15 protein-coding genes are annotated in these 15,528 nt (G+C 62.6%); 9 read left to right on the top strand and 6 right to left on the bottom strand.

Features of this window, described 5'->3' with window-relative positions; all coding sequences use genetic code 11:
- Nucleotides 1-12 precede the first annotated feature (12 nt).
- Complete coding sequence (hrpB, locus tag GFU70_RS24875) at nucleotides 13-2,532, top strand: ATP-dependent helicase HrpB (RefSeq protein ID WP_116641276.1); 2,520 nt, start codon at nucleotides 13-15, stop codon at nucleotides 2,530-2,532.
- 18 nt (nucleotides 2,533-2,550) lie between these two features.
- Here hrpB and GFU70_RS24870 read toward each other — a convergent pair whose 3' ends face one another.
- From GFU70_RS24870 to GFU70_RS24860, 3 genes are all read right to left on the bottom strand, one after another.
- Nucleotides 2,551-3,786, bottom strand: a complete 1,236-nt coding sequence (locus GFU70_RS24870) for a hypothetical protein (protein ID WP_058546747.1) — start codon at nucleotides 3,784-3,786, stop codon at nucleotides 2,551-2,553.
- A 14-nt stretch (nucleotides 3,787-3,800) separates the two neighbouring features.
- Nucleotides 3,801-4,880: an endonuclease/exonuclease/phosphatase family protein gene (locus tag GFU70_RS24865; RefSeq protein WP_058546748.1), complete on the bottom strand. Its 1,080-nt coding sequence runs from the start codon at nucleotides 4,878-4,880 to the stop codon at nucleotides 3,801-3,803.
- A 91-nt stretch (nucleotides 4,881-4,971) separates the two neighbouring features.
- The gene (locus tag GFU70_RS24860; RefSeq protein ID WP_116643723.1) at nucleotides 4,972-5,634 is read right to left on the bottom strand and encodes a YciC family protein; all 663 of its coding nucleotides are present in this window, start codon (nucleotides 5,632-5,634) and stop codon (nucleotides 4,972-4,974) included.
- A gap of 175 nt (nucleotides 5,635-5,809) precedes the next feature.
- On the opposite strand from GFU70_RS24860, the gene GFU70_RS24855 reads away from it, so the two are divergent.
- The 3 genes from GFU70_RS24855 to GFU70_RS24845 all read left to right on the top strand — a co-directional run bounded on the left by GFU70_RS24855 (nucleotide 5,810) and on the right by GFU70_RS24845 (nucleotide 7,809).
- A complete protein-coding gene (locus GFU70_RS24855; protein ID WP_058546749.1) occupies nucleotides 5,810-6,568 on the top strand; it encodes a DUF2076 domain-containing protein in 759 nt (252 codons plus the stop codon).
- 128 nt (nucleotides 6,569-6,696) lie between these two features.
- The gene (locus tag GFU70_RS24850) at nucleotides 6,697-7,176 is read left to right on the top strand and encodes an NYN domain-containing protein (RefSeq protein WP_153388943.1); all 480 of its coding nucleotides are present in this window, start codon (nucleotides 6,697-6,699) and stop codon (nucleotides 7,174-7,176) included.
- 21 nt (nucleotides 7,177-7,197) lie between these two features.
- Nucleotides 7,198-7,809, top strand: a complete 612-nt coding sequence (locus GFU70_RS24845) for a PolC-type DNA polymerase III (RefSeq protein ID WP_018604948.1) — start codon at nucleotides 7,198-7,200, stop codon at nucleotides 7,807-7,809.
- Between the two features lie 63 nt (nucleotides 7,810-7,872).
- On the opposite strand, the gene GFU70_RS24840 is transcribed toward GFU70_RS24845, so the two are convergent.
- Entirely contained in the window at nucleotides 7,873-8,325 is a 453-nt protein-coding gene (locus GFU70_RS24840; protein WP_058546750.1) for an Lrp/AsnC family transcriptional regulator, read from the bottom strand.
- 161 nt (nucleotides 8,326-8,486) lie between these two features.
- Here GFU70_RS24840 and yedA point away from each other — a divergent pair, with 161 nt between their 5' ends.
- Both yedA and GFU70_RS24830 read left to right on the top strand, forming a co-directional pair.
- Complete coding sequence (gene yedA, locus GFU70_RS24835; RefSeq protein WP_116641279.1) at nucleotides 8,487-9,389, top strand: drug/metabolite exporter YedA; 903 nt, start codon at nucleotides 8,487-8,489, stop codon at nucleotides 9,387-9,389.
- A gap of 58 nt (nucleotides 9,390-9,447) precedes the next feature.
- Nucleotides 9,448-10,785, top strand: a complete 1,338-nt coding sequence (locus GFU70_RS24830; protein WP_058546752.1) for a DEAD/DEAH box helicase — start codon at nucleotides 9,448-9,450, stop codon at nucleotides 10,783-10,785.
- Nucleotides 10,786-10,915: 130 nt separating this feature from the next.
- On the opposite strand, the gene GFU70_RS24825 is transcribed toward GFU70_RS24830, so the two are convergent.
- Together GFU70_RS24825 and GFU70_RS24820 are read right to left on the bottom strand one after the other, a co-directional pair.
- Nucleotides 10,916-12,151 carry a TIGR03862 family flavoprotein gene (locus tag GFU70_RS24825; protein ID WP_153388942.1) on the bottom strand — a complete coding sequence of 412 codons (1,236 nt, stop codon included), beginning with the start codon at nucleotides 12,149-12,151 and terminating at the stop codon, nucleotides 10,916-10,918.
- Nucleotides 12,152-12,362: 211 nt separating this feature from the next.
- The gene (locus tag GFU70_RS24820; RefSeq protein WP_153388941.1) at nucleotides 12,363-13,283 is read right to left on the bottom strand and encodes a histone deacetylase; all 921 of its coding nucleotides are present in this window, start codon (nucleotides 13,281-13,283) and stop codon (nucleotides 12,363-12,365) included.
- 73 nt (nucleotides 13,284-13,356) lie between these two features.
- On the opposite strand from GFU70_RS24820, the gene GFU70_RS24815 reads away from it, so the two are divergent.
- The 3 genes from GFU70_RS24815 (at nucleotide 13,357) to GFU70_RS24805 (ending at nucleotide 15,489) form a co-directional block, all read left to right on the top strand.
- Nucleotides 13,357-13,926, top strand: a complete 570-nt coding sequence (locus GFU70_RS24815) for a GNAT family N-acetyltransferase (RefSeq protein ID WP_153388940.1) — start codon at nucleotides 13,357-13,359, stop codon at nucleotides 13,924-13,926.
- A 103-nt stretch (nucleotides 13,927-14,029) separates the two neighbouring features.
- On the top strand, nucleotides 14,030-14,899 hold the full coding sequence (gene tesB, locus GFU70_RS24810) for an acyl-CoA thioesterase II (RefSeq protein ID WP_058546756.1): 870 nt from the start codon (nucleotides 14,030-14,032) through the stop codon (nucleotides 14,897-14,899).
- A complete protein-coding gene (locus tag GFU70_RS24805) occupies nucleotides 14,896-15,489 on the top strand; it encodes an HAD family hydrolase (RefSeq protein ID WP_058546757.1) in 594 nt (197 codons plus the stop codon). Before tesB ends, GFU70_RS24805 begins: the two co-directional genes overlap by 4 nt.
- The last annotated feature ends 39 nt before the right edge of the window (nucleotides 15,490-15,528 follow it).

Genomic DNA, 15,528 nt, shown 5'->3' with positions numbered 1-15,528 from the left:
TTTGGAGCCAGCATGATTTCTTTGCCGATTGATGAAGTTTTACCCACGCTGCGTCAAGCCTTGGCGTCGCGCCACGAAGCCGTGCTCGAAGCGCCGCCCGGTGCTGGTAAAACCACCCGTGTTCCCCTGGCCTTGCTCAACGAGCCCTGGCTGGCCGGGCAGACCATCCTGATGCTCGAACCCCGGCGCCTGGCGGCACGGGCGGCGGCCGAGCGACTGGCCAGTGAACTGGGGGAAAAGGTCGGTGAAACCGTCGGCTACCGGATTCGCCTCGACAGCAAGGTCGGGCCCAAGACCCGCATTGAAGTGGTCACCGAGGGCATCCTCACCCGGCGCTTGCAGGACGACCCGGCGCTGGAAGGCGTGGGGCTGCTGATTTTCGATGAGTTTCATGAGCGCAGTCTCGACGCCGACCTGGCCCTGGCCCTGAGCCTCAACGGTCGGGAGCTGTTTCGCGACGACCAGCCGCTGAAGATCCTGCTGATGTCCGCCACTTTGGAGGGTGAACGCCTGGCCGGGTTGCTGGACAACGCGCCGATCCTGCGCAGTGAAGGCCGCATGTTCCCGGTGACGGTGCGCTGGGGTCGGCCGTTTCAGCCTGGCGAGTTCATCGAGCCGCGACTGGTGCAGACCGTGCTCGAAGCCCTGCACGATGAAACTGGCAGCGTGCTGGTGTTCTTGCCGGGGCAGGCGGAGATCCGCCGGGTTCATCAGCAACTGGCGGAGGCCTTGGGCGAGGGTGGCAATGTGTTGCTCTGTCCGCTGCACGGTGAACTGGACCTCGCTGCCCAACGCGCTGCCATCGATCCCGCGCCGCCCGGCCAGCGCAAAGTGGTGCTGGCCACCAACATCGCCGAAACCAGCCTGACCATCAATGGCGTACGCGTGGTGATCGACGCCGGACTGGCCCGGGTGCCGCGTTTCGATCCGGGCAGCGGCATGACCCGGCTCGACACCCAGCGCATTTCCCGCGCCAGCGCCACCCAGCGGGCTGGTCGGGCCGGGCGCCTGGAACCGGGGGTGTGCTACCGGTTGTGGTCCGAAGACCAACATGAACAATTGGCCGCCTACGCCAGCGCGGAGATTCTGTCGGCGGACCTGGCCGGGTTGGCCCTGCAACTGGGACGCTGGGGCGTGACGCCGCAGCAACTGGTCTGGCTCGACATGCCGCCCATTGCTGCATATGCCCAGGCCCAGGACCTGCTGCAACGCCTGGGCGCGCTGGAGGGTGAGCAACTGACCCGCCACGGCCAGGCCATGGCCGAACTGCCGGCCCACCCACGTATTGCGCATCTGCTGTTGCGCGGCCAGGCGTTGGGGCTGGCGGACATGGCCTGCAACGTCGCCGCGCTGTTGGGCGAGCGCGACATTCTGCGGGGCGCCGGCGCGGACCTGCACAGTCGCCTGGCCTTGCTGTCCGGCGAAGAGCGAGCAGCGCGCGGCGCCCAGGGCGGGGTGCAGCGGGCACGGCAACTGGCCCGGCAATACCGCAGTTACCTGCGGGGCAAGGCCGAAGACGCCGTGGCCGATCCCGAACATCCGCGCTGGCTCGGCGCGTTGCTGGCGCTGGCCTACCCGGACCGCGTCGCCCAGCAGCGCCGGCCCGGTGGCGCCGAATATCGTTTGGCCAACGGCCGTGCGGCGCTGTTTGCCGAGGCTGACAGCCTGATGAAGCAAGCGTGGCTGGTGATCGCCGACCTGGGCAGCCGCCAGGGCCAGCGCGAAGAACGGATCTACCTGGCGACGGATTTCGACCCGGCGCTGTTCGATTCGGTGCTGGCCGAACAAGTACGCGTTGTGGATCAACTGGATTGGGATGAGCGCGAAGGCGTGCTGCGGGCCGAGCGCCAGCGCAAGGTCGGCGAACTGGTGCTCAGCCGCGAACCGTTGACCGGCCTGGATGAGTCGGCTCGTAGCCAGGCCCTGGTGAACCTGGTGCGGCGCAAGGGCCTGGAATTATTACCCTGGACTCCGGAACTGCGGCAATGGCAGGCGCGGGTGGCGCTGCTGCGGCGCCTGGACCTGGACGCCAAGGGCGAGAGCGAATGGCCGGATGTCAGCGACGACGCCTTGCTGGGCAATCTCGAACAGTGGTTGATGCCGTATCTGGGCCGCGTCTCGCGTCTCAGCCATTTTGCCAACCTGGACGTGGCGAGCTTCGTTCACAACCTGTTGCCCTGGCCCTTGCCGCAACGCTTGGATGAACTGGCGCCGCACCATCTGAGCGTGCCCTCGGGGTCGTCGATCCGCCTGGACTACAGCGAGCATCCACCGATCCTGGCGGTGCGCTTGCAGGAACTCTTCGGCCTGGCCGACACCCCGCGTATTGCCGGCGGGCGGCAGGTGGTCAAGTTGCACCTGTTGTCACCGGCGCGCCGGCCGGTGCAGGTCACCCAGGACCTGGCGAACTTCTGGCGCAGCACCTACGCCGAGGTGAAGAAAGACCTCAAGGGGCGTTATCCCAAGCATTACTGGCCGGACGACCCGCTGGTGGCGGAGGCGACGGCGCGGGTCAAGCCGCGTAAGGCCTAGTGTCCCGTATCAAAAATACTATTTCAGATGCCTCGAGACGATATCTGCAATCAAGAGGCCTATCTTTTCGGAGAAGGCCACTGATGCCTGGCCATTGGCATACTGGATTCGCGCCGGTGCGAGGGATTCGTCGCTTTCGGTCACGCCCTTTACAACGGCATATCCATTGACCGATACGGTCAGGCGAACTCTCTTGACCGGCAGGCCATGGCCAAAGTCCTTTTGCAGGACGTCCGCTGGGACGATGCCTGAAATTCTGGGGTCCGATAGCGGCGAGCTTGCATCTCTATCGTAGTGGTTGAAGAACCGCTCGATGAGTACCCCATCGACCTGCTCGAATGTGAACGCCAGGTTGTCGAAAAGTCGATGTGGGTCAAATTCTTGTGTTCTCAGGCAGAACGTCAAGACCTTCAAGATGAGTTGCGACCCTTTGAAGTCGGCGTCATCCGCAGGTGGGTGGGTGCTTTCGGAGAAATGGAGCCGAGTCAGATACAGGGCATCGTTCTTGACCAGAATATTCAAGTCGATTCTGGGAGGTGTGGGTTTTATCCCGACAGGTTTAATGCCATACCATTCATAGAATCCGCCGAACCGGTCATGAATGGGTGTATTGGGTTTGCGCCCGTTGTTGATGTCGGATTCGTAATACAGCATGTTGGAACACAAGGATTCCGCCAGTTCTTCAGTCGGCGAGATATGCGCCCAAGACCACTCCTCGATTGAAGTGAAGCGTTCGTCTTCCGTTTCGATCTGACGCTTGAGATGGTGTGTCCCTGAACCGGCGAGATAGCAGGTTCCAAAGTTCTCGGTGGTCATCGTGTCCTCGGGGCGGTGGATATAGGCGCGCTTACCACCTTTCCCATCCAATAAAACGCCCAGCATGTGGAATGCACCCGCAGTCCCGCCCATGCCCATTAGAACCTGGTCGATTGTGTCGGCATCTATCAGGGCATCCGGTTGATAGCCGAGCTTTATATCGACCGACTTGGCGAGCGCCACCCAGAATTCATAAGCCGATCGGCAATCTCCTGCAAAGGCGAGCATGCCGCTGTTGTTCGGCAGGATGTAGGTTTTTCGACCCATGCGCGCGATATGAAACGGTCCGTCGGCGTCACTCCAATCAGTGGGTATAAGCCCCAGCGAAGGAACCCACACGGACATCGACTGGCGTTTGTCTGGACCGTCCGCGCTGATCAAACAGTCGGCGATCAAGTGCGGGTCATTCTCGGGGTTGACCAGGGCGATTACAGTCATGGGTGAAATTCCTTTTAAGGCATTGCCGGTAACAAGAACCGCGCAATCACCGGCAAATGATCGGAGATGCGCAAGGTGTCGTCCTGCCTTACCTGGGCTTCGACCCGTTTGATTCTTGGGCTGTAGAACAGGTAGTCGACGGTGCGGTCGGGGCCGTTGAGGCCGGGGTCGTTCGGGTAGTGGGTCAACCAGTGCGCGCGGTCGATGCCGCTGGCCTCGTTGTTGGTGGGGATCATCGGGTATTTGTCCCACAGCAGGTGCAGCGGGCTGTCGGCGGAGTAGGGCGTGCGTTGCTCGGCCGGCAGGCGCCGGTATTGGCCCAGGGGTAGCAGGTTGAAGTCGCCGCCGATCAGCCAAGGTGTGCCAGCGGATTCGAATTTATCCAGGGCCTTGGCCACGGCGATGACTTGTTTGGGCAGGGTTTCGCCCGGCTCGGTGGCCCGTTCCAGGTGGGTGTTGAGCACCGCCAGTTGGCCACCGCCGCTCAGCGCCAGATAACTTACCAACAAGGCGTTCTTCGGCTGGAACTGACGGCTGATGACATTGGTGTCGGCCACCGGCAGTTGTATCCGTTCGGCATGGTCGATGCGGTAGCGGCTCAGGGTCGCCAGTTGTCGGCCGACGCTGCCGAAGATGTGCGGGTCAGGGATGAAATCGGCCTTCCAGTCGAAGGCACTGGTGCCGCACGGATAGAGGTCGGCCAGCCGTTCCTGCAACAGCTTGAGCTGGTCCTGGTAATCGCTGGCCTTGGCGCCCTTGTCCAGTTCCTGGAGCAGCACGACGTCTGGCTGCTCGTCGCGGATGACCCGTGCCACTTCGTCGAGGCTGAAGGCCATGTCCTCCAGGGTCGGGCGTTCATCGTCGCCCTGGGCCAGGTCGTGCCAGAACACATAGCGCTTGCCGGCGAGGAACTGCACGTTCCAGGTCATCACCTTCAAGGCCTGGCCGGGCACCAGCGGTGCTGCGTTGGCGGTGCAACTGACTGGCAAGGTTTCCCGGGGCTGTGGCCGCCAGGTCAGGCCGTAGATCGACAGGACGGCCAGGCTGAGGATCAACAGCAGGCCCAGCAAGGTGTAGCGCAATAGACGGGTCATGGCTCGGCTTATGGGCGAAACGCGAAAGTGATCCCGAGCATAACCGAGAGCGCTTCTCAAGCCCAAGGCCCAGGGTCGTCGTTGTGTTCGGTCAGCGCTTGTCAGGCTTGGCTTCGATCAACATGAACAGGCGGAACAGTACCACGCTGGTGAACAGTTGCAGGAAACTGTGGACGCTGTCGATCAGCAGGCTGAGCACAGGGTTCTGAGGCGACGGATACACCGAGACGCTGACGCCCTTGAGCAGCCACAACGGGCCCATCACACAGAGAATGCACAGCAGGACCCGCCAGAAGTTGCCCCGGGACATGTTCAGGCTTTCCTTCATCGCCGCCAGGGGTGTCAGGCCCCTGAGGACCACCAGGTATTCACTGAAGGCCAGGGTCACCATCAGCCACAGGCCCGGCAGGATGTACAGCGAAATACCCACCAGGATCAACAGCGTGTTGAGAGCCGTCAGCAGGGCAAAGCGTGGCCACAGGGTCAGGGCCGTTGCGAGCAAGTCACGGGTGCGTGGTGCTTCACCGCGGCTGCGGGCGTCGAGAAACAGGATCAACGCGGCGGTGTACAAGGGGTACACCAACAGCCCGACGATCACGCTGTAGCCGGGGAAGCCCTCGGGGCCGAGGGCAGTGTCCACGCCTTGCTGCAGCAAAGCCTCGAGTATGACCAGCGGCAGGCACAGCTGGGCGATCCGGCCCAGATGGCGCTTGAAAAAATACAAAGAGTCACGCAGTACTTCTAACGGATTCATGGGTCGGTATCGCAGTTCAAAAAAGCGGTCCGACACTTTACCCATCAGGTGACCGCATAAACAAACGTAAACATCAGGTAAAGACCGTTGAAACCTTTGCGGCGAGCCCCATTACTGGTGGGCACCGGTCTTCAGGATCGGAATGGTTTCTACCCGGCAATCTGATGAGGTCGCCATGAACAGCGAAGAACAAACCCTGATCGATGGACTGTTTTCACGGCTGCAACAGGCCGAGAAGGATTCAGCCCCGCGCGACGCCCAGGCCGAGGCGCGGATCAAGGAACACCTGGCCAGCCAGCCAGCAGCGGGCTATTTCATGGCCCAGGCGATTCTGGTACAGGAGGCCGCGATCAAGCGCCTCGATGAACAGAACAGGCAACTCACCCAGCAACTCGAGCAACTGCAGGCTGAGCTGCAACGGGCCCGCACCCAGCCATCGGCACCCAGCGGTGGCGGAGGCTTTCTGTCGAGTATTTTTGGTGGCAGCGCGCGGGATTCACGTCCGGCAAGCGCGCCGCCTGCCAGCGGCGGTGGCTGGCGCGAACCGGCACAGCCGTCCTTCAATGCCCAGCCCCAACAGGGCTTCGGTGCGTCACCCGGCAATTATGCTGCGCCGCAGCAGCAGGCCCCGGCCGCGGGCAGCTTCCTCGGTGGCGCGCTGAAAACCGCGGCGGGCGTGGCCGGCGGCGTGATGCTGGCCCAAGGCATCAGCAGCCTGTTCCACAGCAATCAGCAACCGCAGGAAATCGTCGAGGTCATCAAGGAGGAGCCGGCGCAACCGGTCAACGACACCGCCAACAGCGGCGACAACGGCTGGGGCGATGACCAGCGTGTGGCCGATAACGACAGCTACGGCAACGACCCGGGCGGTTTCAGCGACGCGGACTACAGCGACGATTCTTCTTTCTTCGGCGACGACGACTCCTTCGTCTGACCTGCCATTCGTCCGGGGCGCTCTGGCGCCTCGGGCCGATTATTCGCGGAACAATCCTTCTGGCTGGCATACTGGGCGACTTTTCGGCCCTGGTGGTCAGCGTGCGTGTGCATCCAAGAGGAAACGCGGTGAAAAAAATTGCAGTGTTCGCCGATGTCCAGAACCTCTACTACACCGTGCGCCAGGCCTACGGTTGCCATTTCAACTACGCCGCGCTGTGGGCCGATGTCAGCAAACAGGGGCAGATCGTCGAGGCCTACGCCTACGCGATCGATCGCGGTGACAGCAAGCAGCAGCAATTCCAGCAGATCCTGCGCAACCTGGGTTTTGTCGTGAAGCTCAAGCCCTACATCCAGCGCAGCGACGGCTCGGCCAAGGGCGACTGGGACGTGGGCATCACGCTGGACATCATGGACGCCGCCGACCACGTCGACGAAGTGGTGCTGGCCTCCGGCGATGGCGATTTCGACATGTTGCTCGAACGCATCATCCAAAAGCACGGTGTACAAGCCGTGGCCTATGGCGTGCCGGGGTTGACCGCCAACTCGCTGATCCGCGCTGCCAGCCGCTACGTGCCTATCGACGGCGCGTTGTTGCTCAAGAATTGATTTTCACGGAGTTCAAAAGGTTTGGAACGCATCGCAGTCATCGACTTTGAAACCACCGGGATCACCCCGAGCAGCAGTTGCCGCGCCACTGAAATCGCGGTGGTGATGCTTGAGCAAGGCCGGATCGTCGACCGCTACCAGAGCCTGATGAACGCCGGTGTGCGCGTCCCTGCGTTTATCGAGCAACTGACCGGCATCAGCAATGCCATGCTGCGCAGCGCCCCGTCGGCGGAAAAAGTGATGAACGAGGTCAACGAGTTCGTCGGCATCACACCGCTGCTGGCGCACAACGCCGCGTTCGACCAAAAGTTCTGGGATTTCGAACTGGGGCGAATCAAGCGCACCCGCCTGCAGAATTTCGCCTGCTCACTGTTGCTGGCCCGACGCCTGATGCCGGCGGCGCCGAACCACAAGCTCGGCACGCTCAACACGTTTGCCGGCCTGCCCCACACCGGCCAGGCTCACCGGGCCATGGCCGACGCCGAAATGGCCGCCAACCTCACCGCGCACCTGGCTTCGGAGCTGCGGCAAAAGCACGGGCTGCGGGAGTTGTCCCATGATTTGCTGTGCAGTTTGCAGAAAGTGCCAGCGGCGAAGATCAACGAGCACCTCAAGCGGCATCGCGGGTTCTGAATACACCACAAGACAACTGTGGGAGCGGGCTCGCTCCCACAGGGTTGGTCGGTGTTGAGCAGATTATTTCCCGTTACCTTCCAACTGCCCCAACGGCACGCGCTTTTCAATGGCGCTGGACAGCACGATCGAGGTCTTGCTGAAGCCGAACTTGGCAATGCGGTTGATCAGCTCTTCCAGCTCCGGCATCGAGCCGACCGCCGCTTGCATGATCACGCACGGGTCGCCGGTGACCCGGTGGCACTCGGTCAGTTGTGGGATCTTGCACAGTTCGTCGTAGGTCTTCTGGTTGCCGTGCTGGTTCATGCGCAGTTCGATGACGCACTGCACCGGCAGGCCGATCTTCGCCATGTCGACTTTGGCTTGATAACCGGTGATGACGCCGCTGGCTTCCAGTTTGCTGACCCGCTCGGCCACGGCCGGGGCCGACAGGTTCACTTTGCGGGCCAGTTCGGCGTAGGACGCACGACCGTTTTCCAACAGGGCGCCGAGCAACATGCGGTCGTATTTGTCCACAGGAGAGGTTCCAAATGACGTGGCTTTCGAAAGCTTGGTTTATAGCGCTGATCTCCGTGTTTTGAAAAGTGTATGGCTTGGATAAACAGGTTTTGTAACTTATTTTCCGTCTGTCGCCTTTCTAGAATAGCGTCTCTCCTTGTCCTGACTTCGAGCTGAACATGCCTGGCCCACGCCGCTTTCCCCTGCCATTGATCGCTGCCTTTTTTGCCTTGTACGTCATCTGGGGTTCGACCTACCTGGTGATTCGCATCGGTGTGGAGCATTGGCCGCCGCTGTTGCTGGCCGGGATTCGTTTTGTGCTGGCCGGTTCGCTGATGTATGGCTTCCTGCGCTGGCGCGGGGCACCGGCGCCGACCTGGGCGCAATGGAAGGCCGGGGCCATCATCGGCGTGCTGTTGCTCAGTTTCGGTAACGGCGCGGTCAGTGTCGCCGAACACACGGGGGTGGCGTCCGGGGTGGCGGCGTTGGCCGTGGCGACGGTGCCTTTGTTTACCTTGCTTTGCGGATATTTCTGGGGCGCGCGTAATACCCGTCTGGAATGGGCGGGGATTGTGCTGGGGTTGATCGGCATCGCGATGCTCAACCTGGGCTCGAACCTGCAGTCCAGCCCGTTGGGTGCGACCTTGCTGGTATTCGCGGCGGCGTCCTGGGCCTTTGGTTCAGTGTTGAGCAGGCACTTGCCGTTGCCGGCGGGGGCGATGGCCAGTGCCGTGGAGATGCTGGTGGGCGGCGTGGTGCTGTTGATCGGCAGCGCGGCCAGCGGTGAACACCTGGACAGCATGCCGCCGCTGGAAGGTTGGTTTGCCTTGGCTTACCTGACCTGCTTCGGCTCGATCATCGCCTTCAACGCCTACATGTACCTGCTCAAGCATGTGCGCCCGGCGGCGGCCACCAGTTATGCCTACGTCAACCCGGCCGTGGCGGTGTTGCTGGGCATTGTGTTCGCCGGTGAAACCATCGGCATCGAAGAGGCCTTGGCGATGCTGGTGATCATCAGTGCCGTGGTGTTGATCGGATTGCCGCAGTGGCGCAAACCCAAGCCTGCGCCGGCCGTATCCTGATTTAGGGTAAACTGCCGCGCATTGCACACCTTGCGCTGATTTTTCCTACGGTACTTCCATGACTTTCGCCACCCTTGGCCTGATCGAACCCTTGCTGCGCGCCCTCGAGACGCTCGGCTACCAGACCCCGACCCCGGTGCAGGCCCAAGCCATGCCGGCGGTGCTGGCCGGTCGTGACCTGATGGCCGCGGCCCAGACCGGCACCGGCAAGACCGCCGGTTTCGCCGTGCCGCTGTTGCAGTTGCTGACCACCGAAGGGCCGAAGGTCGCGGCCAACTCGGTGCGCGCGCTGATCCTGGTGCCGACCCGTGAATTGGCCGAGCAGGTCCATGAAAGCGTGCGCCAGTACGCGCAAAACCTGCCGCTGAGCACCTACGCCGTGTACGGCGGCGTCAGCATCAACCCGCAGATGATGAAATTGCGCAAAGGCGTCGATCTGTTGGTCGCCACGCCGGGGCGCCTGCTCGATTTGTTCCGCCAGAACGCACTGAAGTTCAATCAGCTGCAGACCCTGGTGCTGGACGAAGCCGATCGCATGCTCGACCTGGGTTTCTCCGAGGAACTGGCGAATATCTATAAGGCACTGCCGAAGAAGCGCCAGACGTTGCTGTTCTCGGCGACCTTCTCCGACGCGATCCGCCTGCTGGCCGGGCAGATGCTCAACGATCCGCTGAGCATTGAAGTGAGCCCGCGCAACGTCGCCGCCAACACCGTCAAGCAATGGGTGGTGACGGTGGACAAGAAGCGCAAGCCGGAATTGTTCGTGCACCTGATGCGCAAGAACAAGTGGAAACAGGTGCTGGTCTTTGCCAAGACCCGCAACGGCGTCGATGCGCTGGTGGAAAAACTCCAGGGCCTGGGCGTCAACGCCGACGGCATCCACGGTGACAAACCCCAGGCCACCCGCCAGCGCGCGCTGGACCGCTTCAAGGCCAGCGAGGTGCAGATCCTGGTGGCCACCGACGTCGCCGCCCGTGGCTTGGATATCGAGGATTTGCCGTTGGTGGTGAACTTCGACCTGCCGATCGTCGCCGAGGACTACATCCACCGCATCGGCCGTACTGGTCGGGCGGGCTCGACCGGGGAAGCGATTTCCCTGGTCTGCGCCGACGAAGTGAACCTGCTGTCGGCCATCGAGATGCTGACGCGCCAGACGCTGACTCGTCAGATGGAACAGGACTTCGAGCCTGAACATCGGGTACCGGACACCGATGCCAGCGGCCAGGTGATCAAGAAACCGAAAAAGCCGAAGAAACCGAAAACCTCCGGCGGTGGCGGCAAGCGCAACCTGGGCAAGTGGGTGGACAGCGGCGATGCCGCGCCTGTGGAGCCTTCGGTCAAGCCTGTGCGCAAAGTACCGGTGTTCAATACCGGGCCGCGCAAGCGTAAGCCTTGATACCCAAGGTCACTTGGGCGCTGTAGGAGCTGTCGAGCGAAGCGAGGCTGCGATCTTTTGATCTTTCGCTTGAGACTCAACTGCTTGGGGAAAGATCGCAGCCTCGTTTCACTCGTCAGCTCCTACGGGTTCAACCGTTCAAGAATTCCAGGATTCCTAAACCCGCTGCGCGGCCACTGGCAAAACACGCCGTGAGCAGGTAGCCGCCGGTCGGTGCTTCCCAGTCGAGCATTTCTCCGGCGCAGAAAACGCCAGGCAATTGCTTGAGCATCAGGCGTTCATCCAGGGCTTCGAAGGTCACGCCACCGGCGCTGCTGATGGCTTCGTCCAAGGGGCGGGTCTTCACCAGGGTGAGCGGCAGGGCCTTGATCGCCTGGGCCAACCGCGCCGGGTCAGTGAAACACTCGGCCGGCGTGAGCTCGCGCAACAGCGCAGCCTTGACGCCATCGATTCCCAACTGGCTGTGCAAGTGCTTGGCCATCGAGCGTGAGCCGCGAGGCTTGTTCAGGGCCTGGAGGATTTTATCCACAGGCCGGCCCGGCAGCAGGTCCAGATGGAGGGTCGCGCTGCCATGTTGGTTGATGGCTTCGCGAATCGCTGCCGACAGGGCGTAGATCAGGCTGCCTTCGATGCCGGTGGTGGTGATCACGCATTCGCCGAGGCGCGGCACGTCGTCGTTCAGGCCGATGGCGATGTTTTTCAGCGGGGCGCCAGCGAATTTGCTGATCATCAGGTCGCTCCAGGCCTCTACCTCAAACCCGCAGTTGCTCGGTTGCAATGGCGCCAGGGCCACGCCGCGCTGTTCCAGTGGCAGCATCCAGGCGCCATCAGAGCCCAGGCGCGACCAGCTGCCACCGCCCAGCGCCAGCAAGGTGGCCTTGGGTCGCAGGTTTTTTTCGCCCTCCGGCGAAGCTATTCGCAAGCTGCCGTCGGGGTTCCAGCCGAGCCAGCGATGGCGCGTGTGGATCGCCACGCCGGCATCACGCAGGCGCTTGAGCCAGGCGCGCAACAGCGGGGCGGCCTTCATGTCGGTAGGAAATACCCGACCGGAGCTGCCGACAAAGGTGTCGATGCCCAGCCCGTGAATCCATTCGCACAATTGCCCTGCGCCGAATGCCCGCAGCAGCGGGGCAATGTTTGGTGCACGTTCGCCGTAGCGGGAGAGGAAGGCCGGGAAGGCTTCGGAGTGGGTGATGTTCATGCCGCCCACGCCGGCCAGCAGGAATTTGCGCCCCACCGAGGGCATGCCGTCGTACAGGTCGACCCGCAGGCCCGCCCGGCTCAACACCTCGGCTGCCATCAGGCCAGCGGGGCCGCCGCCGATGATGGCGATGTTTGAGGGGGAGGGCTTGGAAGCTTGAGTCATGGCGAGCGATGTCTGGAGGATCAAGGCGGGCATTCTATCAGCTTGGTCCACATGATCTGAGGCCGGAATCCGTGCAGGAGCTGTCGAGCGAAGCGAGGCTGCGATCTTGTCCCAGACAATTGAGTCGCGAGCGAAAGATCAAGATCAAGATCAAAAGATCGCAGCCTTCGGCAGCTCCTACGGGTTATCCACAGGCCGTAAAGCCCAGGTTTCAGTGACAACCTGATGACGTCCAGACTCGTTGCGCGCTGTGGTGCAGGATCCCGTGGCGGCGGGCCAGGGCCTTGCGGTCCTTGCTGTAGCCGCCCCCGATCACGCCGACCACCGGGATGTTGCGTCCCAGGCAGTGGCGCATGACGCTCTCGTCCCGGGCGGCGAGGCCTTCGTCGGTCAGCTTCAGGTAGCCGAGGGCGTCATCCTTGTGGACATCGACACCGGCGTCATACAGCACCAGGTCTGGCTGATAGAGCGGCAGCAAGTAGTTGAGCGCATCATCCACCACCTTCAAATAAGCCGCGTCTTCCATGCCCATCGGCAGGGGGATGTCCCAGTCGCTTTGCGCCTTGCGTGCAGGAAAATTCTTTTCGCAGTGCAAGGAAACTGTCACCGCGTCCGGGGTGTCATGGAGTATTCGGGCGGTGCCGTCGCCCTGGTGCACATCGCAATCGAAAATAAGCACCCGTGAGACCCGGCCGCTGGCCAGGAAATAGCGGCTGATCACCGCCAGGTCGTTGAAAATGCAGAACCCGGCCGGGTGGTCGTAGTGAGCGTGATGGGTGCCGCCGGCCAAGTGGCAGGCCAGCCCGTGCTCAAGGGCTTGTTCGGCGGCCAGGAGCGAACCACCCACGGCGCGCACCGTTCGGCGGGCCAGGGCCTCGCTCCAAGGCAAGCCAAGTCGCCGTTGGTCTTCGCGGGACAACTCGCCGCCCATGTAGCGTTCGATATACGCACGGTCGTGGGCCAGGGCGAGAATGTCCGGCGGACACAGCGACGGGCGCAACAGGTCGGCGTCGCGGGTCAGGCCGCTCTCCACCAGGTGATCGCGCAGCAGGCGAAACTTGTCCATGGGGAAACGGTGTTCCGCCGGGAAATCGGGGCTGTAGTCTTCGTGATAGATCAGTGGCAGCGACATGGTGTTTTCAGTGACGATTGAGTGACGGATCCTACCAGCGATGTAGACTCTGGGGCATGGAAAGGGAGTGAAGATGGAGCCGATACTGGAACTGGAAAGCGCACGGCTGCTGTTGCGGCAGTGGCGCGATGATGACTTGCCGGAATTTGCCGCCATGTGCGCAGACCCGCAGGTGATGCGTTATTTCCCGGAGCGCCTGAGCCGTCTGGAAAGCGCTGCCCTGATCGGTCGTGTGCGGGGGCATTTCGCCGAGCATGGTTTTGGTTTGTGGGCCCTGGAACGCAAGGACACCGGCGCCTTCATTGGTTTCACTGGGCTGGGTGTGGTCGGGTTCGACGCGCCGTTCACGCCGGCCATCGAGATTGGCTGGCGCCTGGCCCGCGAGCACTGGGGCCTGGGGTACGCCAGCGAAGCGGCGTGGACCGCCCTGCGTTGTGCCTTCGACCAGTTGGCGCTGGACGAAGTGGTGGCGTTCACCGCCGTCGATAACCTGCCATCGCAAAAGGTCATGCAGGCCATTGGCATGCAGCACGACCCGGCTGACGACTTCGAACACCCGACACTCGCCGTCGGTCATCCATTGCGTCACCATGTGCTCTATCGCATCAATCGTGAGCAGTGGTTGCAGACCCTGCACGGTTAGCCAACACGGACGTTTACAATGCCCGCCCAAATGGCCCGGGCCAACAATCGATCCACCGCCCAGCGTAGACTGCGCGGTATTGCGCTGTGTGAGGAAAGTCTGAATGAGCCACGTGTTGGAAGATCTGGTCGACCTGCTGACCCTGGAACCGATCGAAGAAAACCTGTTTCGCGGGCGTAGCCAGGACCTGGGGTTTCGCCAGTTGTTCGGCGGCCAGGTACTGGGCCAGTCGTTGTCGGCGGCCAGCCAGACCGTGGAAGAGGCGCGCCATGTGCATTCGATGCACGGTTATTTCCTGCGTCCAGGCGACGCCGCATTGCCGGTGGTCTACCAGGTGGACCGGGTGCGCGACGGTGGCAGCTTCAGCACTCGCCGGGTGACGGCGATCCAGAAGGGCAATCCGATTTTTACCTGCAGTGCGTCGTTCCAGTACGACGAACAGGGTTTCGAGCACCAGAGCAGCATGCCGCAAGTCGTCGGGCCGGAAAACCTGCCGTCCGAGCTGGAGCTGACCCAACAGCGCGCGCACCTGCTGCCCGAGCACATGCGCGAAAAACTGCTGTGCGCCAAGCCGATCGAGGTACGCCCGGTCACCGAAAAAGACCCTTACAACCCGCAACCGGCCGATCCGGTCAAATACGTGTGGTTCCGCGCCGATGGCGCCCTGGCGGATTCGCCCGCCTTGCACAAATACCTGCTGGCCTACGCGTCGGACTTCGGCCTGTTGACCACTTCGCTGCTGCCCCACGGCAAATCGGTGTGGCACAAGGATATGCAGGTCGCCAGCCTCGACCACGCCTTGTGGTTCCATGCCGACCTGCGTGCCGATGACTGGTTGCTCTACGCCATGGACAGCCCATGGGCCGGCAATTCCCGCGGGTTCTCCCGTGGCAGCGTGTTCAATCGCGCCGGGCAACTGGTGGCGTCGGTGACCCAGGAAGGCCTGATTCGCCATCGCAAGGACTGGGCATGAGCCTGGCCGATGTCCGCCACTGGGTGTTCGACATGGATGGCACGCTGACCATCGCCGTGCATGATTTCGCGGCGATCCGCGTGGCCCTGGCAATTCCGGCCGAAGACGACATCCTCACGCATCTGGCCGGGTTGCCCGCTGAGGAAGCGGCGGCCAAGCACGCCTGGCTGCTGGAACACGAAAGGGACTTGGCGCTGGGCTCCAGGCCCGCGCCGGGGGCGGTTGAACTGGTGCGAGAGCTGGCCGGGTGCGGTTATCGCCTGGGCATCCTCACCCGCAACGCCCGCGAGCTGGCCCACGTGACCCTCGAAGCCATCGGCCTGGCGGACTGTTTCGCCATGGAGGATGTGCTGGGTCGCGACGAAGCGCCGCCCAAGCCGCATCCCGGTGGCCTGTTGAAATTGGCCGAGGCCTGGAACGTGGCGCCCGAGGCGATGGTGATGGTGGGCGATTACCGCTTTGACCTGGACTGTGGGCGTGCGGCGGGGGCGCGGACGGTGCTGGTGAACCTGCCGGACAATCCATGGCCGGAGCTGACGGATTGGCATGCGCGCGATTGTGGGGAATTGCGGCGGATGCTGTTGGCTTGAGCGCTGGGTTGACTGATCGATCGCTATCGCGAGCAAGCT

The organism is Pseudomonas brassicacearum (assembly GCF_009601685.2).
In the GTDB taxonomy this organism is placed as follows: domain Bacteria; phylum Pseudomonadota; class Gammaproteobacteria; order Pseudomonadales; family Pseudomonadaceae; genus Aquipseudomonas; species Aquipseudomonas kilonensis_B.
The sequence above is the reverse complement of the archived record's forward strand: the minus strand, read 5'-3'. Positions and strand labels throughout refer to the sequence as shown.

What these genes read in the sequence shown, in the direction of transcription:
- hrpB (WP_116641276.1), top strand. Translation starts at nt 13, where the DNA reads ATGATTTCTTTGCCGATTGATGAAGTTTTACCCACGCTGCGTCAAGCC.
- GFU70_RS24870 (WP_058546747.1), bottom strand. Translation starts at nt 3,786, where the DNA reads ATGACTGTAATCGCCCTGGTCAACCCCGAGAATGACCCGCACTTGATC.
- GFU70_RS24865 (WP_058546748.1), bottom strand. Translation starts at nt 4,880, where the DNA reads ATGACCCGTCTATTGCGCTACACCTTGCTGGGCCTGCTGTTGATCCTC.
- GFU70_RS24860 (WP_116643723.1), bottom strand. Translation starts at nt 5,634, where the DNA reads ATGAATCCGTTAGAAGTACTGCGTGACTCTTTGTATTTTTTCAAGCGC.
- GFU70_RS24855 (WP_058546749.1), top strand. Translation starts at nt 5,810, where the DNA reads ATGAACAGCGAAGAACAAACCCTGATCGATGGACTGTTTTCACGGCTG.
- yedA (WP_116641279.1), top strand. Translation starts at nt 8,487, where the DNA reads ATGCCTGGCCCACGCCGCTTTCCCCTGCCATTGATCGCTGCCTTTTTT.
- GFU70_RS24830 (WP_058546752.1), top strand. Translation starts at nt 9,448, where the DNA reads ATGACTTTCGCCACCCTTGGCCTGATCGAACCCTTGCTGCGCGCCCTC.
- GFU70_RS24825 (WP_153388942.1), bottom strand. Translation starts at nt 12,151, where the DNA reads ATGACTCAAGCTTCCAAGCCCTCCCCCTCAAACATCGCCATCATCGGC.
- GFU70_RS24820 (WP_153388941.1), bottom strand. Translation starts at nt 13,283, where the DNA reads ATGTCGCTGCCACTGATCTATCACGAAGACTACAGCCCCGATTTCCCG.
- GFU70_RS24815 (WP_153388940.1), top strand. Translation starts at nt 13,357, where the DNA reads ATGGAGCCGATACTGGAACTGGAAAGCGCACGGCTGCTGTTGCGGCAG.
- tesB (WP_058546756.1), top strand. Translation starts at nt 14,030, where the DNA reads ATGAGCCACGTGTTGGAAGATCTGGTCGACCTGCTGACCCTGGAACCG.
- GFU70_RS24805 (WP_058546757.1), top strand. Translation starts at nt 14,896, where the DNA reads ATGAGCCTGGCCGATGTCCGCCACTGGGTGTTCGACATGGATGGCACG.